Here is a 26,119-nt window from a genome sequence, read left to right on the forward strand (position 1 = left end):
AATGACGGTTTCATTGGCGGATCTTCTGGTTCTGGTGGCCTTGCTGCTGCTGATTGTCGTCACTGGTGGCATTGGCTATCTGACTTTTGCGGAGTGGCGCGATCGCCGGCGGCTGCAAGCGGAGCAAAAACAACAACGGCGGGGGCGCAAACGTTAATGGTTGCTCCTCTAAGACTTTTGGGCGATCGCCTCTTCAGTGCTCTGCAAACCGCACTTCCTTTAGATACCTATCCCCAGCCGCTCCTGCTGCCGGCCAGTCAACCCAAGTTTGGCGACTATCAATCCAATGTTTGCCTGAGCCTCGCCAAGCAGGTGGGCAAAGCACCCCGTGAGCTAGCCCAAGAGGTGGTGGCACATCTCAACGTTGAGGATCTCTGTCAACCCGTCGAAATTGCTGGCCCGGGCTTTCTCAATTTTCGTCTCAAGCCGGACTTTCTGGCGTGCAGCCTGCAAGCCGCTATTGGGAGCGATCGCTTGGGGATTCCGCCAGCACAAGAGCCACGCCGGGTGGTGGTTGATTTTTCTAGCCCTAACATTGCCAAGGAAATGCACGTGGGTCACCTGCGCTCCACGATTATTGGTGACTGCATTGCCCGCATTCTTGAATTTCAAGGCCACGATGTCCTGCGGCTCAACCATGTGGGGGACTGGGGGACACAGTTTGGCATGCTCATTACCTACCTTGAGGAGGTTTATCCCGACGCCCTCACGACTGCCAATGTCCTTGACTTGGGCGACTTGGTGACATTCTACAAAAAGGCCAAGCAACGCTTTGACAGCGATCCAAACTTTCAACAAAAGGCACGGCAGCAGGTGGTGGCGCTGCAGCAGGGGGAAGAACACAGTCGCCGCGCTTGGCAACTTCTGTGTGAGCAATCCCGCCGCGAGTTTCAAAAGATCTACGATCTGCTAGATATTCAGCTTACGGAGCGGGGAGAGTCCTTCTACAATCCCTTTCTGCCCGCGGTGATTGAGGACTTAGCCGCATGCGGCCTCCTCGTGGAAGATCAGGGGGCAAAGGTCGTTTTCCTAGAGGGTTTTACAAACAAAGAGGGGCAACCCCAGCCCTTGATTATTCAAAAGTCCGATGGTGGCTACAATTACGCAACCACGGATTTAGCTGCCCTGCGCTATCGCATTGAAAAGGATCAGGCGGACTGGATTATTTACGTCACCGATGTTGGGCAGTCCACCCACTTTGCCCAAGTCTTTCAAGTGGCGCAGCGCGCGGGTTGGGTGCCGCCCCATGTCACCCTCACCCATGTCCCCTTTGGCTTAGTGTTGGGGGAAGATGGCAAACGCTTGAAAACCCGTTCTGGGGAAACGATTCGCCTGATGGATTTGTTGACGGAGGCGATCGCCCGCAGTCGAGCGGATTTAGAACAGCGCCTTGCCAGTGAAGGCCGTAGTGAATCTCCAGAATTCATTGACACCGTGGCACGGGCGATCGGTATCGGTGCTGTCAAATACGCAGATCTTAGCCAAAACCGCAACAGTAACTACGTCTTTAGCTACGACAAGATGCTCTCCCTACAGGGGAATACTGCTCCCTATTTGCTCTATGCCTATGTGCGTGTCCAAGGACTGACACGGCGCGGCGACATTGATTGGCGCACCCTCTCACCAGATACCCCCCTCTTCCTAGAGGATGAGACCGAGCAAAACTTGGCCAAGCACCTTGTGCAACTGGAGGAAACCCTTGACCTTGTGAGCGCTGAGCTATTGCCCAACCGCCTCTGCCAATACCTCTTTGAACTGAGCCATCTTTTTAACCAGTTCTACGATCGCTGTCCCATCCTTTCGGCAACTGAGCCAACGAAGCAATCCCGCTTGACCCTCGCCTATCTCACTGCTCAGACCCTGAAGCTAGGGCTATCCCTACTGGGGATTCGGGTTTTGGATCGGATTTAGCGCCTTCTCGCTATACTGGGGCGCAGCACCACTGTTGTTTCTGGAATTTTCTAGAGTGTGGGAGGCCTATTCTCTAGTCTCTTACTGGCGGTTATCTTCCTGCTGACGTGGCCGCATCTCTACCTCATGCAGTTTTATTTTTGGCTATTTCGCCGCGAGTTGCCTAGCAAGCTAGAACTGGGGGGCTTGTTCATCATGCTTGTCATGGCAGGGGGAACAGGTCTTGGCTTCCTCATTGGTCTCGCCGCTGGATTTGTTCTGTTGCCGTGGCTTTGGCCTGAGTTGGGTCAACTATGGCAAGGGTTAACGGTGGTCGCGATCTATTTTGTCAATTCGCTGATCTGGTTTGAACTCGGCTATCGCTGGGGTCAGTGGGAAGCAAAGCGTTAAGTCTCTTCACAGTGTTGAGCGTGTTCTATTCATGGGAAAAGGGCTGTAAGATACATTGGTTGTTTGTGCGATCGCGACAGCACAATGATTAAAAATGACATTTGGATTCGGGCCATGGCGGCTCAGGGCATGATTCAGCCTTTTGAACCGACACTGGTGCGGCGGGTGGCTGAGCAGCCCGTGATTAGTTTTGGCCTTTCTTCCTACGGTTACGATATTCGCCTCAGCCCGAAGGAGTTTCGTATCTTTCGCCATGTGCCGGGGACGGTGGTGGATCCGAAGAACTTTAATCCTGCCAATTTAGAATTTGCCCCCCTCCATGAAGATGCCAATGGTGCCTTCTTTATTTTGCCCGCCCATTCCTACGGTCTTGGGGTGGCGCTAGAACGCCTACAGGTTCCCGAAAATGTCACGGTTCTGTGTATTGGTAAAAGCTCCTATGCCCGTGCGGGGATTATTGCTAACCTGACACCGGCAGAGGCGGGCTGGCGAGGCCATCTGACCTTAGAATTCTCAAATTCTTCCAGTGCAGACTGTCGCATCTACGCCAATGAGGGAGTGGTGCAATTGCTCTTTTTTGAGGGTGAACCCTGCGATGTCAGTTATGAAACGCGGCGGGGCAAATACCAAGATCAGCCGGAGGCCGTCACATTGGCACGGGTTTGAGTGAGTTGCTGCAACAGCCGTTGGGGTCCATGGTGTCCCCATTGATAGCCCTGCTGAAGATAGGGGTCTAGGCGGCGGCGAATCTGTTGGTAGCCCCAGAAGATCACTCCCCCCTGGAGGACAACAGTCGTATTGACTCCCCAGAGTTCACTGCCGAAGGTCAAGCCTTGCCAACTAGAAAGATAAATCGCCGCATACCACAGTAAGACAAACTGACTCAGACTCCCAAAGGCCGGTAGGGGAAAGGGCACGGCATAGGCTTGGCACGCTTTGCGGATATAGGCAAGGGTACTGATTATCGCCAGCACGACATCGAAAAATCCCCCCGGCAGCAGCAGGCTACCCACCATCTGTGCGGTTAACCAAGACCATGCCGACGTGTCTTGCCTGCCAAGAGCTGCCCCGAGGTTCTGTTCAACTTGGCTGGCTTGGTGGAGAATTCGCAGGGCACGGGCTTGGGGAGCCTCCTGTTGTAACCACTGCTGAAGAAGCTGTCGCAGTTCTGGAATGCCCTGACCTGTTGTGCTGCTCACGGCAATACCTTCGGCCATTGGCGGGTAGAGATCCGCCTTGGTGAGAATCAGCTTGTGGGGAATCCTAAGGGTGTTTAGGCGATCGCGGGCTTGGCATTCGACGGGGGTAAGGCTGTCTTGGGTCACAAAAAGGACAAGATCGGCAGTCTCAACGGCACTCCATGTCATGCTTTCGCGGTTACTACCCGCTACTTCATCCAGCCCAGGGGTATCAGTGAGATCGACGATTTGATCTTGACAGTGCCAGCGAACCGTTCGCGGCCATTGAGTCGTGCCATGAAGGGCGCCCACGGGAAAAATCGCTTCGCCATAGAGGGCATTCAAAAGGGCGGACTTGCCGCGGCTCACTTGACCCAAGACAACAATGTGCCATGCGCTCTGGTGGAGGCGATCGCGCAACTCATAGAGGGGCTGCCATTGGGCACTCAATTGCGGATGGTGCACCTGATGCCACGCGAGGAGTTCCTCTAGACATTTAGCCGTTATGTCTAGGATAGGGAGGCTACTCACGGCGAAGGAGCGACCAATTGGAGGCCACCACTAAACCAACCGCAGCAATTAAGACGACAGGAAAGGGAATTACCCACTGCCGTAGGTGCAATACGGCTTCGCTGAGCAGGAACAAAATAATAAAGCTGGCGATCGCAATCCCCATAGGCTAGCGGCCAGTTGGTTCTTCGAGAAAGAGCGCCTTTTGACCATTGAGCAAGGTGGCATCGCGGAATGTCCGTACCCGTGCTAGGCGATCGCGCCCCCCGAGAATCGCATCCACTAACTTCGCCCCCACGAGAATGGCTCGATCCAAACGAGTGATGAGTAGGCTTGCCCCGCTGAGGTTGGCATTGGTGAGATTGGCCTTCGTTAAATCAGCATTATTGAGGACAGCCCCGCTGAGGTTGGCGCTGCTCAGGTTGGCACCGCGTAAATTGGCAGCATTGAGGTTTGCCCGCCGCAGATCCGCTCCCTGAAGATTCCGACCCCGCAAGCGGGCATAGCTGAGATCACAGTTGGGGCAGTTGCCCGTGCGCCGCAGTTGTTCTAAATGGGCTGGATTGGCAGCCCAAGCAGGGGTACTGACTAGGAGCAGGCAAAGGGCAGGCGCAACCTTGACAATCATCGCACTCTCTCAACGGTGTCTATACTGGACATCCTAACCTACGCCGGTTGTATCAGATTTTCAAGGCCCTCCACCACCTTAGCCGAGAGAATTTTATCTCCTTGGCGCAATTGCCGCAGGGTTTCTTCTCCCTCTACGACATAGCCAAAGACGGCATAGCGACCATCCAAGAGATTTAGGCCGGCGGGCGTCAGTTCGGGTTCAAAGAGCAAAAAGAAAAATTGTGACGAGCCACCATTGGGATCATCGTTGGGACGCGCCAAGGCGACAGTGCCATAGGCGGAAAAGGGGAGCACGGGATGTTCTAAGTAACGCCCTGCATCCTCAAGGGTGATGCCATAGAGGGGATACTTGTCGCCCTCCACCAGAATTTCAAGGGGAATGGCACGGTACTGCTGGGTTTTGGGGTCAATGAAGCCCACCTCTGGCCCTGGGGGATCCCCTGCTTGCAGCACATAGGATTCCTCAGCACGGGTAAAGGGGAGGCCATCGTAGAAGTGGCGTTGTACTAAGTCCACAAAGTTGCCGGCGGTCAGGGGGGCACTGTAACCATCGACAACAATCGTCAGGTTCCCCTTAGTGGTTTCCATTTCCACGGTGGCACGGCCCAGCAATCGCGGCAGGTTCTCGTAGCCCTTGGGAGGCGTATAGCTCACGTTTTGTACCATCATGGCCTCCAAGTCCCCCACTTTGTCGAGGGCAGCGGCTTTAGCGGGTAAGAGTTGGCTGCGATCTTTGGCTTTGGCGGCTTCCTGAAGTGTATCGAGGGAGGTCTCTAACTCCGCCAAGAGGGTTTTGGCCGCCGCCTGTTTCTCGGCAGGGATACTTTTGAGCAGTTCATCGGCGCGATCGCGAACAATGGCTTTCGCCTTGCTGATGTTACTGGCAATTTTTGACCACTGTTTGCCCCGCACCCAAAAAGAGATTTGTTCCAGATCCTTTTGCAGTTCTCGTACCGTTGGATTGTCAATCGGTAAGGCCCAACGGAGCAGCGCTTTGGGATCAGTAATGGCATTCCCTTGGGGCAGGGCAGCAATTAACGGATGTTCAACAGGCAGCGCGATCGCCAGCGGCGGCAGCAGGAAGGTTCCCAACCAGAGGAGCAGTATCACCAAAAGAGCGAGCCAGCGTTTGCGTCGTTTCACCGTTTTTTCCCATGACTTCGTCTCCCCTCAGTGTATCGGACGGGGCGATCGCCCTCCAAGGGGGAGCTTTTCATTTTTATTTCATTTTCTTGAAGCTTCTGTGTTAGCCTGAGAATTATGAAAGGATTATGAAAATGCAATGCGGAAACTGAGTTGGTTATTGGTGGGAGTACTCGTAGTGGGGGGATGTGCCGCTCTTGCGCCTGAGCAGCGGGAAACAACTGGTCAAATGCAAACCGACCGGGATGAACGCCCCTTGGTGCTGACCACGTTTACAGTCCTTGCGGATATGGCGCAGCAGGTGGCGGGCGATCGCCTGCGGGTGGAATCCCTCCTTAAACCGGGAGCGGAAGTCCACAGCTATGAATTTACTCCCAGTGACTTGGTGCGGGGACAGGAAGCCGCCCTCATTTTAGAAAATGGCCTTGGCCTCGAACGCTGGGGCGATCGCTTCTACAGCAGCCTACCGAATGTGCCCCGCGTCACGCTCACAGAGGGGATTACCCCCATTCCCATTCAAGAGGATGCCTACCGCGGACAACCCAACCCCCATGCTTGGATGTCACCCCAAAATGCCCTGATTTATGTTGACAACATTCGCAAAGCGCTCACAGAGCTCGATCCTGCTGGCGCGGAGATCTATGCCGCCAACGCCGCAGCCTATAAAGCCCAAATTCGCGCCCTTGATCAAGAGCTACGTCAAGCCCTAGCAGCCCTCCCCGCCAACAAACGCTACATCGTCACCTGTGAAGGCGCTTTCTCCTATTTAGCACGGGACTACAACCTCACAGAAGTTTATCTCTGGCCTGTGAATGCCGATGAGGAAGGGACGCCGCGACAAATGACACGGGTGATTGACATTGTGCGACGGCAACAGATTCCCGCTGTCTTTTGCGAAAGTACGGTTAATGCAGGTCCGCAACAACAGGTGGCACGGGAGTCTGGCGCTACCTTTGCCGGCATTTTCTATGTGGATTCCCTATCGCCCCCTGAGGGCAATGCACCCACCTATCTTGAACTCCTGCGCTACAACATCCACACCCTGATTCGCGGTCTTACCGGGAGGACAGCCTCATGATTTCTAGCCCTGCCATTGATTTACAAGATGTGACGGTGGCCTATCATCGCCATCTTGCCCTCCATGGGGCAACGCTGCAACTGCCCGCCGGCACGATCTGTGGGGTCGTGGGGATGAATGGGGCTGGTAAATCCACCCTTTTCAAGGCCATCATGGGGTTTGTCAAGCCGATCCGAGGTCAGGTACGCATTCATGGCTTACCCCGACAGCAGGTACAACGGCAGTCCCTTGTGGCCTATGTACCCCAAAGTGAAGATGTCGATTGGCAGTTCCCGCTGCGGGTCTGGGATGTCGTGATGATGGGGCGCTATGGCAAAATGAACTGGCTGCGCCAACCAACCGCGCGCGATCGCCAGCGGGTAGGGGAAAGTCTAGAACAGGTGGAATTGTGGCCTCTGCGGCACCGCCAAATTGGCGAACTCTCCGGCGGACAAAAGAAACGCATGTTCCTTGCCCGCGCCTTTGCCCAAGAAGCACAGGTGTTGCTCTTGGATGAACCCTTTGCGGGTGTGGATGTAAAAACGGAGAAACTGATTATTGATCTCCTCATGGCGGAGCGGGAGAAGGGGCACACAATTCTCATCTCCACTCATGATCTCTCCTCGATTACCACCTTTTGTGATCAGGTGGTGCTGGTGAACCGCAGCATCCTAGCCTATGGCCGCACCAGTGAGGTCTTTACCCCTGAAAATCTCGCGCGAGCCTTCGAGGGATCCCTGCGGATCCCCCGCCGCTGTGACTAGCCCCGACGAATCGGTGTACCACAGGGATAGGTGGCTACAGGTGCTGCAGGGGGCAGGTCTTTCACCTTGTGCTGAAGTTGCGCTTGCAGGTAGAGCTGTTGGAGGCGTTCGACCATTTCGCCGCGGCGATCGTAGAGGCGTTTGAGGGGACGGGGTTGACAGCGATTGAGGCAGTAGGCGGTAAGGATGGGAAGAGCGATCGTGCTATCGGTGTAGCAGACCACGGTATCCCGCAACCCTTGGGGATCCACCTTGCCCCAACTGACGGCTTCACTGGGCACAGCGCCCGAGAGGCCACCCGTATCCGGCCGCGCATCGGTAATCTGAATAAAGTAATCGTGCCCCCGTTCCTCTAATCCCAAAACCTCGTGGATCTGTGGCTGGGTTTGCAGCAGGAAGTTTTTCGGACTCCCGCCACCAATAATGAGAGCGGCACTCTTACCATTTCCTTCAGCGGCTTCGCGGGCAAAGTAGGCAATCGCAGCGGTTTCATTGACATCAATGGCGGGGTCAATGATCAGTTTCGACCCTTCGAGGGCGATCGCCGCCACATTCATACCAATGGAGCTATCACCGGGGGAGGAGGTGTAAATGGGCACCCCACACTCATAGGCCGTGGCCAAGAGACAGGAATGGGTTTGTCCCCGCTGCACTTCCAGTTCGCGGACATAGCGCCCTAGGTGATAGTGAAACTCGGCGGTGCCCATGCGGCGTTGGAAGGTTTCACTGCGCAGCACTTGCCGCAAAAAGGCGTCAGTTTCAAGGAGCACATCGTAGTCAAAGATAATGTCATAGATGCGGATTTTGCTTTCCTTGCGCAGTTGCACATCATCGACAAAAGGATGCGCCGCATAGAGATCCATGCCGAGGGCATAGTGAATATCGTGGTAGAGGTTTGCCCCAGTGCTAATAATGTAATCAACAAATCCCGCCCGCACTAAAGGCGCTAAGGCAGAGATGCCCAATCCCGTGGGGGTCATCGCCCCTGAGAGGCTGAGGCCAACCGTCACTTCTGGCTGGAAGACCCGTTGGCTCAGAAGTTGGCAGATTTCCCGCAAGCGTGCCGAGTTGTAGGCGGTAAAGTATTTATCAATAAGTTCTGTTAAGGTGATATTGTCGGGAATGGGCGCAGGGGTAATGGGGGTAGCAAATGCAGACATTGGTCGTTCCTCGCAAGCTAATTCCACAGCAGGGGCAGCCGCCCAGTCAGGAACATTCCTAACCGCAACATGACTAGACCCGCTGAGGGGTGTCTAATGGGTTGAAGTTGTTAAAAACTTGAAGTGCAGTAACAGTGATGAACACGCTCAACACTTCTGATCGACCCAGTTCACACAGGGGTGAACACTTGCAGGCCGATCAGCTCATACTCGGTCCTTCGCAATTATCCACAACCGAGAGTGCAGGGATGGCTGCTCGCCGTTGGCGCAACCCCATTTCGAGATACCAAGTGGTGATGTTGGGATAGCCCATCAACGTCAATTGTTTCACTGTTGACAAGTCCCATGCCCTTACATTACGAGATCACTATAACACTTCATTACCTAATTTGCCGTGCGCCGTGCCTATTATGCTTTTGGTACTTGTTTCACCGTCTTCCTCATTCTCTACCTCTTGCGAGGAACTGGTTGGCTGACGATGCTGCCGGGGGGAATTTTCTTAATCCTTGCGATTGCCAGTTGGTTTACAGGACTTTGGTCGCTGCTCACCTTCTTGAAGCAGCGCTATTGACGCTTTGATAGCCTCGCTCTATAAGGCCACCGCTAGTTGCGGGGATTCTAGGGGCAGCGGTTGCAGGGGGACGGTCGTTGGTGTACTTGGCAATAGGGCGGTACGAAACTGGGGTGAGTTTCCCTGCCAAAACTCGGCCATAAAGGCAGTGGCGTTGTTGGTGACGACATTGACCACAGGATGCAAGCCCAAAAACATGCCGCCAAAGGTAACGGCTAAATTGGGTAGAGAAATCAAGGCGACATTTTGATAGGTGCGCTCTAGGGCATCGCGGGCAATGGCCATGCCACGGCCAAGGGCAGACCAGTCGCCATCCAAGAGAACGACCACTTTGGCATTGGGGGCAAAGGTAGGGGGCTGCCAGCGAATCGGTAGCCATGTGGATTCAGGACAGGAGCAGGTTTCACCAAAGCTAATCCAACCCACCCGCCGCCGCTTACCCACGAGGTAGGCCTGCAGATCGGTGAGGCGATCGCTCGTGAGATCGGTGGTGCCCTCAAGGGGCGAGCCTTGATCTTGCAGCAGATAGATATGAAGGCCAAGGTGTCGCAATTGCTGAATCAGGATTTGTGCCCGTTCGGGCTGGGGAAGACCTGCGCGAGCATCAATCACCAAGCTCTCTAGTTGTGCCAGTTGCTCTAAGGTACCAGCGGTGGGTAAATAGATCCCCTGTTGCACAGCAAATACCTGCGCCGAGAGCATTACCGTCCGCAGCGACAGTTGCACACCACTGCCAAAGTCAAATTGTAGGGGGGCGATCGCTGGCCCATAGGCTCCCGTAGCCAACCAGAGGGCACCACTGAGGGCAAGGGTTGGCAGCACCGCATGGCGGGCAAATTCCCCCTGTTGGTGAGCAAGAGCACTGTCATAGACCGGTTCAGTGTGTAGCAGATCCGTAATGAGACCAAGGCGCGTTTGCCAACCGGTGCGCATCACCCGCAGCTGGACTTGTCCTGTCAGGATTTGACAGCCGGCATAGAGAGCATCGCCGGGGCGACAAACCCGCACCTGTCGAGAGAATTCAAAATGGGCAGGCTCCACTTCCGCCAATCCAGCAACAACACTGCCATCTACGGGCACAACATCCCCCGGCCGCAGCCACAGGAGATCTCCCACTTGTAACTCCTGACTTTCAATCGTCAGGGAATGTCCTTGGCGTTCCACCGTCAGGTGTTCGTAGTGAGCCATCAAGACACTGGGATATCGATGCAACTGTTGTCGTCGCTGGCGATCGCGCACGTCTGCCCGTACCCCCACTAGGGCAGTCTTCAAGGCAGGCGCTAAGAACTGGCCATTGACGGTATGCAGTGCCATCCAGAGGCTATCGAGCAAATCCACATTGGGGGGATGTCCCTGATACATCTGATGCCCCACCCGCTGAAACCAAGGCCAAGCACTGGCCAAGACCGTAGCCCCAACCACCGCGAAGGGCAATTCCAAGGGCACACTGAGGAGCGAGACCCCCAAGGCCACCAAGGGCAGTCCCAAGCGTTCCCAATCGCTTTCAAGGCGAGCATCGGCCTCTACTTGTGCTTCGTAATCTTCAAGGGCGATCGCATCCGCAGGAGCCGCACTATCCGGCAAGGGCTGCGGCATGGCCACCATGGCTTGCTGAAAACAGTGATTCAAACTTTCATAGACCGCCGCTTCATGGAGCAAATGGGGTTGATACTCCACCACCACCGTTGCCGCTTGGGGATTGAGCCGTACCCGCTCGACAATGGCCAAAGACTCCAGCAACTGCACCAATAACTCTCCGTAGGCCGAATCTCGCTGCACACGCGGCACGCGAAAGCGCACCCGTCCTGTTGTGGCATGGACAATTTGCTGCTCCATCAACGCTCCCGTGAAGTTCAATCAAGACCGGTGACGCACCGTTTCTCGTGTGGCGTAATCCATAAAGCCATAGGCTAATGTTTCCAAAATCATTTCCCACCCTTCAGGTCTCGACAAATCAATACCTCTAACATCTACGATATAGATTGGATTTCCCTCTCGATCAAAAGCAATTGTATTTTCTTTTTCTGCTAAAATTATTTTCGGTGTTAGGCATCCTGTTACTTTTAATTTGTAGCCCGCTTTTTCACATATTTCCTCAAGTGTATAAATCATTTCATAGGAGTAACACCTTTTCTCATATTTTGGCGGTGGTATAAAAACGCGATATAGTTTTCTCATACTTCTAAATCGAGCAAAATTTGACTATTTTTCTGTGTTGACTTACGTAATGCACTTGCTTGTTGAGAATTGTTTTTGCACATTTCTAGATACTTTGAATTATCACTAATTGCCAATTTAATAAGTTTTATTTTTTCTTGATCTAAGTAGTTTTTCAAAATATCAATTCTTGGACTTTTCATCATGTTTAAGATGCGAATAATATCTCGCTTATCTTTATCGCCTTTTGATGAATGAAACCTGTCAGAATAAGCATCTAACTTAAGAATTAATAGATGCTCTAAGCACGCACAGGGCAAATTATCAATAACTATTTTTTCTGCATTGACCTCACAAAAGGGTATAGCGAGATGATTATTTCTTTCAACATAGACATCAAATTCCCATCCATTCTTAATGAGCTGATACTTATTTAAGCGCCGGTTTGGTGTGATCTCTTCCAAATCTCGTAAATCTGCAAAATCAATAAGGGAGATGTAGAAGTCTCCATCATGACTGCTTTCAGCAAGATGCAATAGACCTTGGGATTTGCTATGCAGATAAACTGCGATTCCGCCAATAAAAATCGCACCGTCAGGGAACAGTTCAGCTAATTCTTGGCTGGTTTTAAGCAGTTCTTCCATCAGAAGCTCGCCAAAGGTTGTGGTCGTAATCGTACGCTGAGTAAGTCTACCTGTACGATAGCAAACTTGAGTCAAACCACAAAGTTTTCCAAATAGCCTGTCAATCAGGAGACCCTATCAGAAGGCTGTAGATCACTTCCTAGGTTAGAGGGGAGCACCTGAGATCAAAAACGAGCCATTGTCGCTTGACAAATCAAAGTCATAACGATTACACTTTAGGAAGTAAGGTTATGTAGAGGACTCCACCATGCTACCCAACCGTGAAGGGCAACGTGTTCCCGAAGTCACCTTTGGCACCCGTGAAGGCGATCAATGGGTCAATGTCACCACCAATGATTTGTTCAATGGCAAAACCGTTGTTGTGTTTGCTTTGCCGGGCGCTTTCACCCCTACCTGTTCTTCAACCCATCTCCCCGGCTACAACGAATTAGCACCCCTATTTCGTAACTGTGGCGTGGATGATATCCTCTGCATTTCCGTGAATGATGCCTTTGTCATGAATGAGTGGGGCAAAACCCAGCAAGCCGAGAATGTGCGCCTCATTCCCGATGGTAATGGTGAGTTTACCGCGGGCATGGGAATGCTTGTCGATAAGGAAGACCTTGGCTTTGGCAAGCGCTCTTGGCGTTATTCAATGCTGGTGAAGGATGGCGTCATCGAGAAAATGTTCATTGAACCCGAAGAACCCGGCGACCCCTTTAAGGTCTCGGATGCGGAAACGATGCTCTGCTATCTCAACCCCGGCTACAAGCAGCAATGTGTTTCCCTATTTACGAAGCGGGGCTGTCCCTACTGCGCCAACGCCAAAACCATGCTTGCGCAAAAGGGTATTCACTACGATGAGATTGTCATCGGTGAGGCGGCTAGCCTGCGATCGCTCCAAGCAGTGACAGGGGCAACAACGGTTCCTCAAGTCTTTATTGACGGCCAATACATTGGCGGTTCGGAGGCACTGGCAGAGTACCTAGCGACCAATTGTTAAGGATCTTCGCTAAAGCAGCGGCAGGCAAGGATTTCACCCAAAAATGGAGAATGAACTGCCTGCATCCCCGCCATCTATGACAAAGCCACGCTTTTGGACACGCTTTTTCCTGTGCCTATTGTTCACTTTTTTACTGGTGGTGGGGCAGGCACAGTGGCCTTTAATGGCGCAAGATGCCCAAGTACCCCCAGCGGCGGCTGAGATTCAGGAATACCTAGTGATCCTCGATGGCGAAGTTTTGTTTGAGGTGCGTGAAGGCATTGGCTCCTTTACCCCCGAGGAACGGGCGGCAGCGATTCAACGCCGTATCCTGCAAGTGGCAGAGGATGAAGATATTCCCGTTGAGAGCATTACCATCAAAAGAGTGGGCGATCGCGACAATGTCAGCGTGGTTCAAGACAACCGCCCGCTCGTCACCATTACAAAAGCCGATGTGGGCGATCGCCTAGAAACGCAAGAAGAAATAGCGATTGAACTTGCCCAGCGCATTCGTGAGGCCATTACCCGTTATCGCCAAGATCGCGTTCCCCAAAACCTGCTCAAAAATACTGTTTTTGCAGTTTTAACAACGATTCTCACCCTGATCCTCTGTTCAGTGATTATTCGCATCTCCGGTAAGATTTTCCCGCCGGTAAGCCGCTGGGGTGGCGAGCGGATTCCCCCTTTACGCCTGCAAAATTTTGAGATTATTTCTCAGGAAACGGTTGAGCTTTGGCTATTGCGGATATTGCAGTTTACGCGGTTGGCGCTGCTGCTATTTATCCTCTATCTGTACCTGACGTTTGTTTTCAATCTCTTTCCTTGGACACGCGCCTTTGGCAAGAATTTTCTCAATCACTTCTTGGGTTCCCTTGAATTTATTCTCACGAGTATTGGCAACTATCTGCCTAATCTGGTGGCGATCGCCGTCATTGTGGCTATCACCTACTACATCTTGAAAGGGGTGCGGGCGATTTTTTATGCCCTTGAAACCGAGCGTTTGGTCATTCCGGGCTTCTACACCGATTGGGCAAAACCCACCTACAACCTGCTGCAAATTTTAATTATTGCTTTGGCGGCAGTCGTTGTCTTTCCCTACTTACCCGGCTTTGACTCCCCAGCCTTCCGAGGTATTTCTGTGTTTTTGGGGATTCTCTTTTCCTTGGGTTCCACCTCGGCGATCGCCAACGTGGTGGGTGGCGTCATTCTCATCTATACTCGCTCCTTTCAGGTGGGCGACCTCATTCAAATCGGCGATGTTAAGGGGATTGTGGTACAAAAAACGCTCCTTGTCACCCGTATTTGTGCCTTCAATAATCAAGTGATTACAGTTCCCAACTCGTCACTGCTCAACAGCACAGTCATCAATTACGCTGTAGCCATTCGGGAAATGGGTCAGCCCTTGATTTTGCAAACTACGATTACCCTTGGCTATGATGTCCCTTGGCGCGACGTTTATGCAGCCATGATTGAGGCGGGTCGCCGCACTACAAACATCCTCAATGATCCTGCCCCCTTTGTGTTGCAAATTGCCCTCAATGACTACCACATCGCCTATGAGCTGAATGTTTACACCCGTAACTGGAAGGGGCTACGCTATACCATTTCTGAATTGCATCAAAACCTCCAAGACGCCTGCAACGAAGCGGGTATCGAAATCATGTCACCAAGCTACTTGGCACTGCGGGATGGCAACACCAGCACGATTCCCAGCAACTACTTAGGGGATGACTATCTCCCCCCCGGCTTCCGCATTACGCTACCGAAATAGCTCAAGTCATTGAATCCGTTAACAAACTCTAAAACTGGATGGCAATCCCAAAAATCCTGTGCTAGAATCAAGCAAAATTGCTAGTTGTACTTCACTGCTACCATGGAAATCTCTAGTCTTTTGGAGGCTGCTCTCGAACACCTCAAGGCTGTAGATACTGCTGTTAACCAGATTACTAAACGCGATCCACAAATTCTTAACCAGCCTCACTTACAGGCAATACTCCAACAGTTTTACGATACCTACACCGAAGCCAAAGAACGGCTAGAACATCCCACCTTTCGCATTGCTACTATTGGCACTACATCTTCAGGTAAATCTACCCTTGTTAATGCCCTTATTGGTCGTAGAATTGCGCCAATTGAAGCACAGCAAATGAGTGCAGGAATTTTACGCATTCATCACAGCCTTCAAAATAGATTAGTCATTAATCCCACGATTGGTTGGCAAAACCTCACTGATGAGGATATCTACAGTAAGATTAAGGAGTGCATGACTCGTTACCATGAAAGAAAAAAAGTAGAGTCCGACCTTCCCTTCCCTGAAATTGAGGTCTATTGCCCAATTTTGCCAGTCATAGATCGCTTAAAAATTGGACTACCAGAGAGCGTGAACATCGAAATTCTTGACCTACCTGGCTTGGAATCAATTAACGATCAAAAAAACTTAAAGCTTATTCAGGATACCATCAAAGGCTGCTTTAGTATCGTTACAATTAATTATCAAGAAACAGATAGTGATAAACAGGAAACGCTTCTTAAAGAATTAAAAGACATTGTAGAGTGGTTTGGGGGAGACCCCAAAATGATGATTTTCATTCTAAATAAGATAGATAGCCGTACGAGTGAAGACGACTCAATAGAAAAGCGCATTCAGAACTTGAAGGCACAAATACAAACAACCCTAGGGCTAGGCACACCACCTGAAATCATTCCAATGACAGCACTATTCCTCTACTATGCACAGCTAATTCATGCTTACTCAGAATCAGCCTATCAATTGGATATTCTAGAAAACCTGCTGCATGATTGTGCAAACATTTTTACAAGAGAAGAAAAATATAATGAAGAAATAGCTAATTTCTATGATGATCTAAGACGGAAATCTCGTCGTAAAACAGCACTTACATCAGAAGAATCTAAAAAACTTTTAGACTATGCCTTGAATATAAGTGGCAGCAAGATATTTTGGCAAACTTTAAGTAAATACTGTCAGTCATCATTTCGGCAAAGTGTTCTTGCACCCATTTTATTAGATTTCATTAACAAATCTAAAAATCTTCAAGCAGAGATAGGTACTGCTCTTGAAATTAAACGTAAAATCTCAATTGAAGAAATTGAAGAAGAAAAGCAAGAAATCGAAACCAAACAGAAAGAAATTCAAAAAAAGATAGAAGAAACTTTTGAAGAATTCAGTAACAAACTAAATCAGTTAAGTAATGTGATGATATCTAAAAGTACTGAAACTGAAAAAAGAAGCAAGATAAAAGAGTTAAGACTTCCTGAGCAGTGTCAAGGAAATGTTACTAAAACAATTGACTTTCCAAGTGAAGTCAAGACAGATCTATCAATTGAAATTTTAAGTCCTGTAAATCAATACTTGAGAGGCTCTAGAAATTATGATAGCCATAGTTTACCTAAGTCATACGATAATTTAAGGCAAATTCTTCAACCCCATCTATTCAATCGTGTTCTTCAAAATTGCCAAAACCTTAGTGAAGTTATTGACAAAAGCATCGACATTCTAATTAATGTTTTAGATGCGGATGACAACATAAAAAGTCAAACAATTAACCAAGTAAGGAAGGCAATTGAGGGAGCCATTATTGTACTTAGTTCTGATATAGAAGAAGCTTGTCAAGAACGAACTAGGTTTCTCATTCAAGCCCATCGCTCCACTCTCGAAAACTTTGCTAACTCCTACAGCCAAATTACTCTTGATAACTTGATCCATAAAATAGATGAAATTTTACCTCAATTGAGTATTGCAGAACGTATTAAGACTAGTATTGAAGCTGCTCGATCTTATCCTAATGTAGATGATCTTTTGAAAAACTTGTCAATAGCCAAAAGAATATCTATCCCTATTTCCAATCTTAAAGACACGGGGGAAGCTGCTGCAGGCGGTGCATTCTTGGCAGGAATGACTGGGGCTTTACTAGGTCTAATCTTTGGCCTTACAACTGCAGGGGTTGGTGCAGCTATTGGGTTTGGCTTAGGTGCAGCAGCTGGCTCTAGTATTGATCGTGACAATAGAATAAAAGAAATCAAAGATTTAAAACTAACAATTATTAACAAGCTTTATGAAAATTGGGAATCATCATTAGGGGCGTCTCAATTTAACAATAAAGTTGTTGAAGCGATCACAAGATGGGTTACAGCAATAATAGATGACTCAAGAGAAAGGATTCAAGAAACAGTAAAACAAGTTTCCGAAACATCAATAGAATACTTAAATAGCCAACGTTATGAAATAGAGCAAAAAAGACAAGGAAATGAAGATGATTTAGATTACTTAAATCAGCAGAATAATTTGATAATTGATAATCTGACTGAATTAAAGAAAATAGCTGGGGTTGAATCTGTATAATAGGAAACTCCAGCGGAGAGGGTGCAGCGACTCCTGCGCCTTTCCCCCCAAGATAATGCACTTACACCCCAACAGCGCTACAACCGTGAACGGGATGTGAGAGTTGAGTTTGCGATGACCTATTTTGGACAACTGCCACCGTCATGGTTCCAGACTCAGATTGCCTATGCAGAATTCCTCGACTGGCTACTTGCTAGGCTAGGCTTAGGTAATGTTTGGAGCAGCGGATCATGAGTCTTCTGGGCAATATCATTTGGCTAATCTTTGGCGGCTTCCTGACGGGCATTGGCTATATGCTGGGCGGTGTGACGCTGTGCCTGACGATCATTGGCATTCCCTTTGGGATTAAAGCCATTCAACTGGGCTGGAGTGCTCTATTGCCCTTTGGGAAGCAAGTTGTTGAAGCGCCCGCTGCCAACAGCACCCTAACGATGATCTTTAATATCCTGTGGCTTTTGGTCGTGGGCTGGGGTATTGCCCTCAATCACCTCTTTTGGGGGTTGCTCTTGGCGGTGACGATTATTGGCCTGCCCTTTGCACAGCAGCATTTCAAGCTGATGATTTTAGGATTACTGCCCTTTGGCCGTGAGTTGAAGTGATTACCAGTAATGGGGGGCTAGGGTGCCCCCTCCATCCCTTCCTCTGAAGTCCTACTTGAGGATGCCAAAGTAGTAGGCGGCAACCAAGAAGTTAATGGCCAACAGCAGCACAGCCCAAAAGGTACGGAAAGCGTAGGTGGGTTTTGCAGATTTTGTTGCCATAGTTGACATCCTCTGGATAGGAAACGGTAACTTTATTATACGCCGATAGCCCCTCGGATGCTTGGGACAGCATGATATACTTCAAATGAATTCTAGCTGCAACTGCCTAGGGTCTGGAACACCAAAAAATAATCCGAAGCCCAAGGGTGGCCTAAAGGTTGCTAGAGTATATTTTTAAGGCTGCTGATTCGTTATAAGGGTTCTGTTTATGTCCAGTGCATTGTCCGTCACGGATGCCACCTTTGAAGAAGAAGTATTAAATAGTGATATTCCTGTACTGGTGGACTTTTGGGCGCCTTGGTGTGGACCGTGTCGCATGGTGGCTCCCGTTGTTGACGAAATTGCCAATGAGTATCAGGGCAGGGTCAAGGTTGTCAAGGTGAACACTGACGAAAACTCTAAGGTGGCCACCGACTACGGTATTCGCAGTATCCCAACACTGATGATTTTCAAGGGCGGTCAAAAGGTGGATATTTTGGTGGGTGCAGTACCCAAAACCAAAATTGAAGCAACCCTTGCCCAGTTCCTCTAGGTTGGATATGCCCTTGTCACTATGGTTCCTGTTGAGCCAGCGATCGTCATCCATGTCAATGGCACTCCTCACACCTTGAGGCGATCGCTCTCAATTCCAGAACTCTGTGACCTGCTCAATATTCATCCCCGCCTTGTTGCCATTGAATACAATGGTGAGATTTTGCATCGGCAGTTTTGGGACACCACCTATGTGCAGGCGGGCGATCGCTTGGAAATTGTCACGATTGTCGGTGGCGGCTGATGCGCGGGTGGCGATGGCCTCTAATTGCGCTACTGGTTTGTCTATGCACCCTCAGCCTCGGAAGCTGTGCTGGCCTAATTACGCCGCGTGGCAACCAATTGGTGACCGCCGTCACCTCAGACCCAAAAACCTTTAACTATGCCCTGAGCCAAGAATCTCCCAATGTCTTTGGCTACCTTTACACAGGGTTAATTCAAGAAAATGGCCTTACAGGTGAGCTAGAGCCAGCCCTTGCTGAGTCTTGGCAAATTAAGCCTGAAACCCTCGAGATTGTCTTTCAACTCAAGCCGAATCTGAAATGGTCGGATGGGATGCCCCTCACCAGTGAGGACGTGGTCTTTACCTACAACGAGATCTATTTCAATCCGGAAATTCCCACCAGTAGCCGCGATATTCTGCGCATTGGCCAGAAGGGGTTGCTCCCTGAAGTGACGGCCCAAGGCGATCGCCAAGTAACCTTTAAGCTCCCCGAACCCTTTGCCCCTTTTTTACGAAACACGGGTCTGCCGATTTTGCCCGCCCATCTGCTGCGGGAGGCCGTACGAGAACGGGATAGTCAAGGGCGGTTGAAGTTTTTGTCAATGTGGGGAACTGATACGGATCCACGGCAGATTGTGGGGAATGGTCCCTTTGTCATGGATCGCTATGTGAATAGCCAGCGGCTGATTTTTCGGCGCAATCCCTTTTACTGGCGATCGCCCCTACCCCATCTTGAACGGTTTATTTGGCAAATTGTGGAATCCACCGACACCGCCATGCTGCAATTTCGCTCAGGCGGTCTGGATTTATTTGCCGTTACCCCTGAGATGTTTTCCCTCCTCAAGCGGGAAGAAAAGCGCGGCCAGTTTCGCATCTACAACAGTGGACCGAGTCCCAACACCCTCTTCTTGTGTTTTAATCTCAATCGCGGTCGCCGCAATGGCAAGCCCCTCGTAGATCCGGTGAAATCGGCGTGGTTTAACGATGTCCGCTTCCGGCAGGCAGTGGCCTATGCCCTCGATCGCCAGCGGATGATTAACAACATCTACCAAGGCCTAGGGGCGCCCCAACACTCAACGATTCCCGTACAAAGCCCCTTTTACTTCTCCCCTGAGGAGGGATTGCCCACCTACCGTTACGATGTGGCCAAAGCCAAGGCATTACTGCAAGAGGCAGGCTTCCGCTACGACAATCAAGGTCGCCTCTTTGATGCTCAAGGGAACCGCGTCCGCTTTTCACTGATTACCAATGCGGGCAACAAAATCCGTGAGGCGATAGCGACACAAATTCAGCAGGACTTGGGGGCGATCGGGATGCAGGTGGATCTGCAATTTTTGGCTTTTAGTACCCTAGTAGATCGCCTGTCCAACTCCCTAGAGTGGGAAGCCCACATCCTTGGTTTTACAGGGGGTGGCAATGAACCCAATAGCGGTGCCAATATCTGGCGCGTGGATGGCCTTTTGCATACGTTCAATCAGCAACCGGCCCCCAACCAACCTCCGATTACGGGTCGAGTCGTGGCTGACTGGGAGCAGCGCATTAGTGATCTCTATGTACAGGGGGCACAGGAACTCAATCTAGAACAGCGCAAGCAAATCTATGCTGAAGCCCAGCGGCTGGCTCAGGAATATCTCCCCTTTATCTACTTGGTGAATCCCCTCTCCCTCACGGCTTTTCGCAATCATGTGGTGGGCGCGAATCCCACGGCGCTGGGGGGTGCCCTGTGGAATCTGGATGAACTGAAAGTGGAAATGGCAGCCATGGATTAGGCCTCTTCGGGTTTGGTCTCCGGTGGCACTTCGGTTCGGTTGTCTGCGGCTAACTGTACCTTGGCCTGTTGCCATAGGGCTTCCAGTTCTTCTAGGGTGTAAGTTTCAAGGGGGCGATCGATGGCAGCCTCAATGCGTTCGAGGCGTTGGATAAAGCGTTGGTAGGTTTGTTGCAGGGCATTCACAGGATCTAGTTGGCACCAGCGGGCGAGGTTAATCACACTAAAGAGCAGGTCTCCCAATTCCGCAGCCTGTTGCTCGGCATTCCCTTGTAGAAGCGCCTCTTGAAACTCCGCCAGCTCCTCGTAAAATTTCTCCCACGCACCGCTAATGGTCGGCCAATCTAGGCCAGCGCGACTAGCTCGCTCACCAATTTTCATCCCCGCCATCAGGGGGGGCAGGGTACGGGCATAGCGTTGCAGCTTTTGACTCAGGGGGAGAGGTTCTTCTGTCCCTTTTTCAGCCGCTTTGATTTGCTCCCATTGGTCGCGCACCTCTTGCGCAGTGGTGAGAGCCACTTCACCAAAGACATGGGGATGGCGACGGATCAGTTTATCGGTAATTCCTTGAATGACCTGGGCAAGGGTAAATTGGTTGGCTTCTTGGGCCAGTTGACTCTGGAGCACGACTTGCAGCAACAGGTCTCCCAATTCTTCGGCGATCGCCCCGGTGTCTCCCTCTTGAAGGGCATGGACGACTTCATAGGCCTCCTCAAGAACGTAGGGAATGAGGGTGGTGGGTGTTTGCTGCAAATCCCAAGGGCAGCCTCGCTCAGGATGGCGCAGTTCTCGAACCACGTCAATCAAGCGTTGAAACTGAATCAGTACCTCTGGTAGGGGGGGTGGCACATACAGTTGTAGCGGGCAGGTGGCCTCCGTTAGTTCTGCTAATTCGCCAAGGGTGAGGAGTGTGCTCTGGTGTTGGGCGTCAATGAGTGTCAAGGGTGTCTCTAAAGGCCAGTGGTGGCGGAGGTGGTGTGCCAAGCGGTGGGCGATCGCCAGCGTCGGAATCTCCGTAATCAGACCCCCTTCAGGCAATTCTGTTGCTTCTGCCAAGACAGTTGCCGCCGACAAAACAGTTAAGGACATGGCCATAGGCGCAATCACTGGACGCTGCATCACGATTGTTTGCCTATCATCGCCAATTTCCTGAGGTTCTTGCTAGGGGTCTCCCAAATGTTGCCCGTCAGGTGGCTGCCCTTAGGGTCAATTGAAAGGAGATAAACTAAGTGTAACGAAACATTTCTTTAGGCTAATCATGGCAGATTTTCTGTTGCGAGCAACGGCTGCGGCTGAAGGCATCCGTGCAGTGGGCGTCATTACCACTCAACTCACCGATGAAGCCCGCCAACGCCACCAACTCTCCTACGTGGCCACGGCTGCTTTGGGACGAACCATGGCCGCTGGCTTAATTCTCGCCTCTAGTTTCAAACAGCCCCAAGCACGGGTGAACGTGCGCATTCAGGGCAATGGCCCCCTAGGAACGGTTTTCGCGGATGCGGGTGCCGATGGCACAGTTCGCGGCTATGTGCAGTATCCCAGTGTTGAACTGCCCCCCAATGCCAAGGGCAAACTGGACGTGGGTGCGGCAGTGGGTCATCAGGGGTATCTCTACGTCATCCACGATCTTGGCTACGGCTATCCCTATTCCAGCACGGTAGAGCTTGTCTCCGGGGAAATTGCCGAAGATGTCACCTACTACCTCGCCACTTCAGAGCAAACCCCCTCAGCCCTGATGTTGGGTGTTTTTGTTGAAGAGGCCGGGGTGACTGCCGCCGGTGGGTTGATGTTACAGGTGCTACCCAAAGCTGCCAATGATGAACACCTGATCGCCACCCTTGAACAACGGGTGGCCAATCTCAAGGGCTTTACACCCCTGCTACAGGCGGGGCGGACACTGCCAGATATCTTTCAGGAACTCCTTGGGGATATGGACTTGCAACTCTTGCCCCAACGGCAAATGGTGCGCTTCCACTGTGGCTGTTCCCATGAACGGATGCTAGCGGCACTCAAGCTCCTAGGGGAGGCAGAATTAAAGGATATTCTAGCCACAGAGGCGAAGGCGGAAGCCACCTGTCAGTTCTGTAATGCTGTCTATTGGGCGGATCAGCCGATGTTGGAACAGTTGATTGCGGAGTTGGCCACTGCCTCAGTCTAAACTCTTGTTTCTGAGGAGTTTGTGTCATGTCCAGTGTGGTTGCGACTGCCCAACCCCCGTTGGATTTTCTCCCCCAGCGGTTTAGCTATCCAGTTTGGTGGACGGCGGCACGACTCCTGCCCCTCTACATCCGCTACGGCCTTGGTCTCAATCGGGTGGAAGGGGTGAATGTCGAGACCCTTGCCCGTTATTACGAACAGTTTCAACGGGGGCAGGTACGGCTGCTGATTGCCTTTCGCCATCCTTGTACGGATGATCCTTTGGTGATGGGCTACCTGATGTGGCATCTGTTGCCCCAGACCGCTCAGCGACTGGGGATTCGGCTGCAACCACCGACAAATGGTTATTTTCTCTACGATCGCGGAATTCCCCTCTGGGCAGGGGAGCAAATTGGTTGGCTCTTTTCACGGTTGGGGGGGATTTCCATCATGCGCGGCAAGCTCGATAGCCAAGCCCTGCGATCGGCACGGGAGTTACTCTTGGAGGGACGATTTCCCCTAGCAGCAGCGCCGGAGGGGGCAACGAATGAACACAATGAACTGGTGGCACCTTTAGAGCCGGGCGTGGCACAACTGGGATTTTGGTGTCTGGAAGATTTGGCCAAGGCGGGGCGATCGCTCCCTGTGGTCATTCTCCCCGTTGGCATTCAGTACAGCCTCAGTCAGCCCTCTTGGGAACGCATGGCCATGCTGATGACTCAACTGGAGAACCGCCTTGGCTGCCCCACCAATTCTCAGAGTACCGAACCGCAGGACCTCTACCGCCGCCTGCTCAATTTGGCGATGCACCTACTGGATCGCCTAGAGACCTTTTATGCCACGTCCTACCGCCAAGTCTTTCCAGAGCTGCCCCCCTTTGACTCCCCCAATGCCGAATTGGCAGCACGGATTCAGCGACTCCTCAACAGTGCCCTTGTAGTGGCAGAGTCCTACTTTGGTCTTAAGGCCAGTGAAGACTTTATAAGCCGGTGTCGGCGGATTGAGCAAGCGGCATGGGAGCGCATGTTTCGGGGGGATTTAGACCAGCTCTCGTCCGTTGAGCGCTGCCTAGCGAATTGGTTGGCCGAGGAAGCCAATGTGCGATTACGTCATATGCGCCTTGCGGAGCGATTTACCTCGATTACGGGTAGCTATATCCGTGAGAAATTCACGATTGATCGCTTTGCCGATGTGGCACTGATTCTCTGGCGGACGTTTGATTGGCTCGAGGGAAAAAGCCCAAATGTGAATCGCTTGGTGGGTCTGCGCCAAGTGCGCCTCAGTGTCGGAGACCCCCTCAATTTAGAGAGCTATTGGCCGCTGTATCGGCGCGATCGCCAAGGGGCACGGCAGGCCGTCAAGGAAGTCACTGATCAGATTCGCCAACAATTTGAAGCCTTGATTGTGCCTACGGATTCTTAGAGGGATTCAAGCCAAGCACAGGAGCGATCGCCCCTCCTGAAGCTGCTGCAGTGCCCTAAACAGATCGCGGGTCAGCTGGGGAGCAGTATGTTTGGGGCGGGTTAAATCGTAATTGTCCGTACTCAAGGGGGCACCAATAGCCACTTTGACATCACTCTGCCAGCGGGGATAGGGCTGAGCATAGTCCAGTAAAATCGGCACAATCTTAATTGCCTGTTCACAGCGCTGAGCTGCCTGAAGGGCTAAACGCGCCAAGCCCGGCTTTAGGGGATGAATCTGGCGATCGCGAAAGATATTGCCCTCAGGAAAGACCACCAAGGCCTGTCCCTGCCGCAGAAGTTCCACACCTGTCCGCAAGGCACTCACCGAAGGCGCTTGGGTATTGACGGGAAAACCACCACACTGACCAATCACCCAGCCTTGCAGTCCCAGCATTTCATCGTGGGAGACCATGTAGTAGAGGTCGCGTCCACTCACCCGCCGTCCCGTCACATAGGGAATAATGAGCGCATCCCAACGGGAACGATGGGTGGGTGCCAAGATCACAGGCCCCCTTTTGGGTATCTGCTCCTGCCCTTGCACCTCAAGGGTACGAAAATAGCGCCGCAGGACAATATCCCCCACCAGACGGTACATCAGGGGAGTGAGGAGAGGCGAAATGTGGGGGAATGAGGACTTGACAGAATCTAGCATCAGGCGTGAAGAGTGAACCGGCTGTGACACACAAGGACTAGCCTAGGGCGATCGCCCGAATCTGGCTAGGGATGGCGAACCAGTTCGCAAATTGGCAAATTGAGTTCCAGTGAGTTATTGGCTTAGTTATTGGCAATACTCAGAATCCAAGTCCCGATATAACGCATCAGGGGAATATCGCCGGGGGAGCCAATGCGCGCATTGAAGTAGTACATCCCGCCATGATTGGGATTGCGGACATTGTTCAAGACAACTTGTACTGGCGTACCTGCGGGAATGACCTCTGCGGGCACAATGTCAATGACGCGGTTATCGCGGTCAAGGGACACCTCCGCCAGTTCAATTTTTTGGCCAAGATTACGGCGGAATTGAAAAAAGCGATTCCCGCGATCGCCCCCTACCCGCACCTCGATACCCCTAGGATCAATAATGCCATTGTAGTAATCGGGATAAGTAATGTTAATGCGATTAATCGCGACTTTTTGTTCACCCAAGCGCAGCCAGTAGCGATCGCCCATAAAACCGGGGGTGCCGTTTTCTAGATGGTATTGGAGTTGCTGCCGTCCACTAGGGCCATCTCCCCAAGTAAACGTAAAGCCCTGATTGGCTTGGGCTCGCACAAGGGCAGGGGTCACAAGACCAAGACTACACCCCAACAGAATCAGAACCGGTAGGAAACGCTTCACCATAGACAACCCTATTACGACACACCACAGATACCTGACTTTCAGACGGGGAGGATTCGCTAGACGTTCCCCTACGGATCAGTCTGCTTAGTATCCTAACGGCAAAGAATCACCATTGCGAAGAAAAATTAAACTTTGTTGAGAGATTTTTCCTTAGTTGCTGGTTTGCTGTACGAGCTGGGCAAAGAATCCCCCACGACTAGTCACACTGGAGGGAGCATCCTTATCAGCCATTTGCACAGCCACAATTTCTGAGGTGAGGACAGTTAACTTCTTGCCCACTTGGCGATCGCACGTCAGTTCGAGGACAGTCGGGGTGCCACTGGCCATCGCCTGCTGAATTTGCTGATAGGCTGCTGTCGCTGCGGCACTTTCCTTGCGTTCAATGCTCACGGGCATGGGGACATGACGCAGAATTAAATCAATCGTGTACATTGCGTTCTTTAATCACTCAGGCTAGGTT

Annotated in this window: 30 protein-coding genes; 16 read left to right on the forward strand and 14 right to left on the reverse strand. The window is 51.5% G+C overall.

The window, feature by feature from the left end:
* Position 1 precedes the first annotated feature (1 nt).
* From RHP47_RS01915 to dcd, 4 genes are all read left to right on the forward strand, one after another.
* Positions 2-157: a hypothetical protein gene (locus tag RHP47_RS01915; RefSeq protein ID WP_300872845.1), complete on the forward strand. Its 156-nt coding sequence runs from the start codon at positions 2-4 to the stop codon at positions 155-157.
* Positions 157-1,911: an arginine--tRNA ligase gene (argS, locus tag RHP47_RS01920; protein WP_310840909.1), complete on the forward strand. Its 1,755-nt coding sequence runs from the start codon at positions 157-159 to the stop codon at positions 1,909-1,911. Before RHP47_RS01915 ends, argS begins: the two co-directional genes overlap by 1 nt.
* Before the next feature lie 57 nt (positions 1,912-1,968).
* The gene (locus RHP47_RS01925) at positions 1,969-2,301 is read left to right on the forward strand and encodes a hypothetical protein (RefSeq protein WP_190278161.1); all 333 of its coding nucleotides are present in this window, start codon (positions 1,969-1,971) and stop codon (positions 2,299-2,301) included.
* Positions 2,302-2,385: 84 nt separating this feature from the next.
* Complete coding sequence (gene dcd, locus RHP47_RS01930) at positions 2,386-2,967, forward strand: dCTP deaminase (RefSeq protein WP_149817667.1); 582 nt, start codon at positions 2,386-2,388, stop codon at positions 2,965-2,967.
* Here dcd and RHP47_RS01935 read toward each other — a convergent pair.
* The 4 genes from RHP47_RS01935 to RHP47_RS01950 are packed head-to-tail and all read right to left on the reverse strand — an operon-like array spanning position 2,934 to position 5,711.
* The gene (locus RHP47_RS01935; protein WP_286668882.1) at positions 2,934-4,010 is read right to left on the reverse strand and encodes an Era-like GTP-binding protein; all 1,077 of its coding nucleotides are present in this window, start codon (positions 4,008-4,010) and stop codon (positions 2,934-2,936) included. The two genes, dcd and RHP47_RS01935, sit on opposite strands and share 34 nt — an antisense overlap.
* Entirely contained in the window at positions 4,003-4,155 is a 153-nt protein-coding gene (locus RHP47_RS01940; RefSeq protein ID WP_190278162.1) for a hypothetical protein, read from the reverse strand. Before RHP47_RS01940 ends, RHP47_RS01935 begins: the two co-directional genes overlap by 8 nt.
* Positions 4,156-4,158: 3 nt before the next feature.
* Positions 4,159-4,617, reverse strand: a complete 459-nt coding sequence (locus RHP47_RS01945) for a pentapeptide repeat-containing protein (RefSeq protein WP_149817671.1) — start codon at positions 4,615-4,617, stop codon at positions 4,159-4,161.
* A gap of 38 nt (positions 4,618-4,655) precedes the next feature.
* Complete coding sequence (locus tag RHP47_RS01950; protein WP_399363169.1) at positions 4,656-5,711, reverse strand: peptidylprolyl isomerase; 1,056 nt, start codon at positions 5,709-5,711, stop codon at positions 4,656-4,658.
* A gap of 190 nt (positions 5,712-5,901) precedes the next feature.
* On the opposite strand from RHP47_RS01950, the gene RHP47_RS01955 reads away from it, so the two are divergent.
* Positions 5,902-6,840 carry a metal ABC transporter substrate-binding protein gene (locus RHP47_RS01955; RefSeq protein ID WP_149817675.1) on the forward strand — a complete coding sequence of 313 codons (939 nt, stop codon included), beginning with the start codon at positions 5,902-5,904 and terminating at the stop codon, positions 6,838-6,840.
* Positions 6,837-7,583, forward strand: a complete 747-nt coding sequence (locus tag RHP47_RS01960) for a metal ABC transporter ATP-binding protein (RefSeq protein ID WP_149817677.1) — start codon at positions 6,837-6,839, stop codon at positions 7,581-7,583. The genes RHP47_RS01955 and RHP47_RS01960 overlap by 4 nt, the downstream gene beginning before the upstream one ends.
* Here RHP47_RS01960 and speY read toward each other — a convergent pair.
* Positions 7,580-8,743: a homospermidine biosynthesis protein gene (gene speY / locus RHP47_RS01965; protein ID WP_149817679.1), complete on the reverse strand. Its 1,164-nt coding sequence runs from the start codon at positions 8,741-8,743 to the stop codon at positions 7,580-7,582. The two genes, RHP47_RS01960 and speY, sit on opposite strands and share 4 nt — an antisense overlap.
* A 199-nt stretch (positions 8,744-8,942) precedes the next feature.
* Positions 8,943-9,074 carry a hypothetical protein gene (locus RHP47_RS01970; RefSeq protein WP_255451698.1) on the reverse strand — a complete coding sequence of 44 codons (132 nt, stop codon included), beginning with the start codon at positions 9,072-9,074 and terminating at the stop codon, positions 8,943-8,945.
* Between the two features lie 63 nt (positions 9,075-9,137).
* Here RHP47_RS01970 and RHP47_RS01975 point away from each other — a divergent pair, with 63 nt between their 5' ends.
* Positions 9,138-9,314, forward strand: a complete 177-nt coding sequence (locus tag RHP47_RS01975; RefSeq protein ID WP_310801617.1) for a hypothetical protein — start codon at positions 9,138-9,140, stop codon at positions 9,312-9,314.
* 18 nt (positions 9,315-9,332) lie between these two features.
* Here the strand turns inward: RHP47_RS01975 and RHP47_RS01980 are convergent, their stop codons facing one another.
* The 3 genes from RHP47_RS01980 to RHP47_RS01990 form a co-directional block, all read right to left on the reverse strand.
* Complete coding sequence (locus RHP47_RS01980; protein ID WP_149817683.1) at positions 9,333-11,150, reverse strand: HMA2 domain-containing protein; 1,818 nt, start codon at positions 11,148-11,150, stop codon at positions 9,333-9,335.
* Positions 11,151-11,171: 21 nt separating this feature from the next.
* Positions 11,172-11,426 carry a hypothetical protein gene (locus RHP47_RS01985; RefSeq protein WP_149817685.1) on the reverse strand — a complete coding sequence of 85 codons (255 nt, stop codon included), beginning with the start codon at positions 11,424-11,426 and terminating at the stop codon, positions 11,172-11,174.
* Between the two features lie 62 nt (positions 11,427-11,488).
* Entirely contained in the window at positions 11,489-12,115 is a 627-nt protein-coding gene (locus tag RHP47_RS01990; RefSeq protein WP_149817687.1) for a hypothetical protein, read from the reverse strand.
* Positions 12,116-12,362: 247 nt separating this feature from the next.
* On the opposite strand from RHP47_RS01990, the gene RHP47_RS01995 reads away from it, so the two are divergent.
* The 4 genes from RHP47_RS01995 to RHP47_RS02010 all read left to right on the forward strand — a co-directional run bounded on the left by RHP47_RS01995 (position 12,363) and on the right by RHP47_RS02010 (position 18,035).
* Complete coding sequence (locus RHP47_RS01995; protein ID WP_310840913.1) at positions 12,363-13,097, forward strand: glutathione peroxidase; 735 nt, start codon at positions 12,363-12,365, stop codon at positions 13,095-13,097.
* 76 nt (positions 13,098-13,173) lie between these two features.
* The gene (locus RHP47_RS02000) at positions 13,174-14,847 is read left to right on the forward strand and encodes a mechanosensitive ion channel family protein (RefSeq protein WP_302679044.1); all 1,674 of its coding nucleotides are present in this window, start codon (positions 13,174-13,176) and stop codon (positions 14,845-14,847) included.
* Positions 14,848-14,949: 102 nt separating this feature from the next.
* Complete coding sequence (locus tag RHP47_RS02005) at positions 14,950-17,436, forward strand: dynamin family protein (RefSeq protein WP_310840915.1); 2,487 nt, start codon at positions 14,950-14,952, stop codon at positions 17,434-17,436.
* A 230-nt stretch (positions 17,437-17,666) separates the two neighbouring features.
* On the forward strand, positions 17,667-18,035 hold the full coding sequence (locus tag RHP47_RS02010) for a YccF domain-containing protein (protein WP_286626378.1): 369 nt from the start codon (positions 17,667-17,669) through the stop codon (positions 18,033-18,035).
* A gap of 51 nt (positions 18,036-18,086) precedes the next feature.
* On the opposite strand, the gene psaX is transcribed toward RHP47_RS02010, so the two are convergent.
* On the reverse strand, positions 18,087-18,197 hold the full coding sequence (gene psaX, locus RHP47_RS02015; RefSeq protein ID WP_081711791.1) for a photosystem I protein PsaX: 111 nt from the start codon (positions 18,195-18,197) through the stop codon (positions 18,087-18,089).
* A 208-nt stretch (positions 18,198-18,405) separates the two neighbouring features.
* Here psaX and trxA point away from each other — a divergent pair, with 208 nt between their 5' ends.
* Genes trxA through RHP47_RS02030 form a run of 3 tightly spaced genes read left to right on the forward strand, consistent with a single transcriptional unit; the run spans position 18,406 to position 20,720 of the window.
* Positions 18,406-18,729 (forward strand): thioredoxin, encoded by a 324-nt coding sequence (trxA, locus tag RHP47_RS02020; protein ID WP_149817697.1) that lies wholly within the window; start codon positions 18,406-18,408, stop codon positions 18,727-18,729.
* A 21-nt stretch (positions 18,730-18,750) separates the two neighbouring features.
* The gene (gene thiS / locus RHP47_RS02025) at positions 18,751-18,972 is read left to right on the forward strand and encodes a sulfur carrier protein ThiS (RefSeq protein WP_149817699.1); all 222 of its coding nucleotides are present in this window, start codon (positions 18,751-18,753) and stop codon (positions 18,970-18,972) included.
* Entirely contained in the window at positions 18,972-20,720 is a 1,749-nt protein-coding gene (locus RHP47_RS02030; protein ID WP_310840916.1) for an ABC transporter substrate-binding protein, read from the forward strand. Before thiS ends, RHP47_RS02030 begins: the two co-directional genes overlap by 1 nt.
* On the opposite strand, the gene mazG is transcribed toward RHP47_RS02030, so the two are convergent.
* The gene (gene mazG, locus RHP47_RS02035; RefSeq protein WP_310841385.1) at positions 20,717-21,838 is read right to left on the reverse strand and encodes a nucleoside triphosphate pyrophosphohydrolase; all 1,122 of its coding nucleotides are present in this window, start codon (positions 21,836-21,838) and stop codon (positions 20,717-20,719) included. The genes RHP47_RS02030 and mazG overlap by 4 nt on opposite strands.
* Before the next feature lie 139 nt (positions 21,839-21,977).
* On the opposite strand from mazG, the gene hslO reads away from it, so the two are divergent.
* Together hslO and RHP47_RS02045 are read left to right on the forward strand one after the other, a co-directional pair.
* On the forward strand, positions 21,978-22,877 hold the full coding sequence (gene hslO / locus RHP47_RS02040; RefSeq protein ID WP_310840917.1) for an Hsp33 family molecular chaperone HslO: 900 nt from the start codon (positions 21,978-21,980) through the stop codon (positions 22,875-22,877).
* 26 nt (positions 22,878-22,903) lie between these two features.
* Complete coding sequence (locus RHP47_RS02045) at positions 22,904-24,277, forward strand: 1-acyl-sn-glycerol-3-phosphate acyltransferase (protein ID WP_310840918.1); 1,374 nt, start codon at positions 22,904-22,906, stop codon at positions 24,275-24,277.
* A 6-nt stretch (positions 24,278-24,283) separates the two neighbouring features.
* Here RHP47_RS02045 and RHP47_RS02050 read toward each other — a convergent pair whose 3' ends face one another.
* From RHP47_RS02050 to RHP47_RS02060, 3 genes are all read right to left on the reverse strand, one after another.
* Positions 24,284-24,970: a lysophospholipid acyltransferase family protein gene (locus RHP47_RS02050; protein WP_310840919.1), complete on the reverse strand. Its 687-nt coding sequence runs from the start codon at positions 24,968-24,970 to the stop codon at positions 24,284-24,286.
* Between the two features lie 122 nt (positions 24,971-25,092).
* Positions 25,093-25,659, reverse strand: coding sequence for a DUF2808 domain-containing protein (locus tag RHP47_RS02055; protein ID WP_149817709.1), 567 nt, complete (start codon positions 25,657-25,659; stop codon positions 25,093-25,095).
* A gap of 150 nt (positions 25,660-25,809) precedes the next feature.
* Positions 25,810-26,091: a hypothetical protein gene (locus RHP47_RS02060; RefSeq protein ID WP_149817711.1), complete on the reverse strand. Its 282-nt coding sequence runs from the start codon at positions 26,089-26,091 to the stop codon at positions 25,810-25,812.
* Positions 26,092-26,119 lie beyond the last annotated feature (28 nt).

Source organism: Thermosynechococcus sp. QKsg1, from assembly GCF_031586415.1.
Lineage (GTDB): Bacteria > Cyanobacteriota > Cyanobacteriia > Thermosynechococcales > Thermosynechococcaceae > Thermosynechococcus.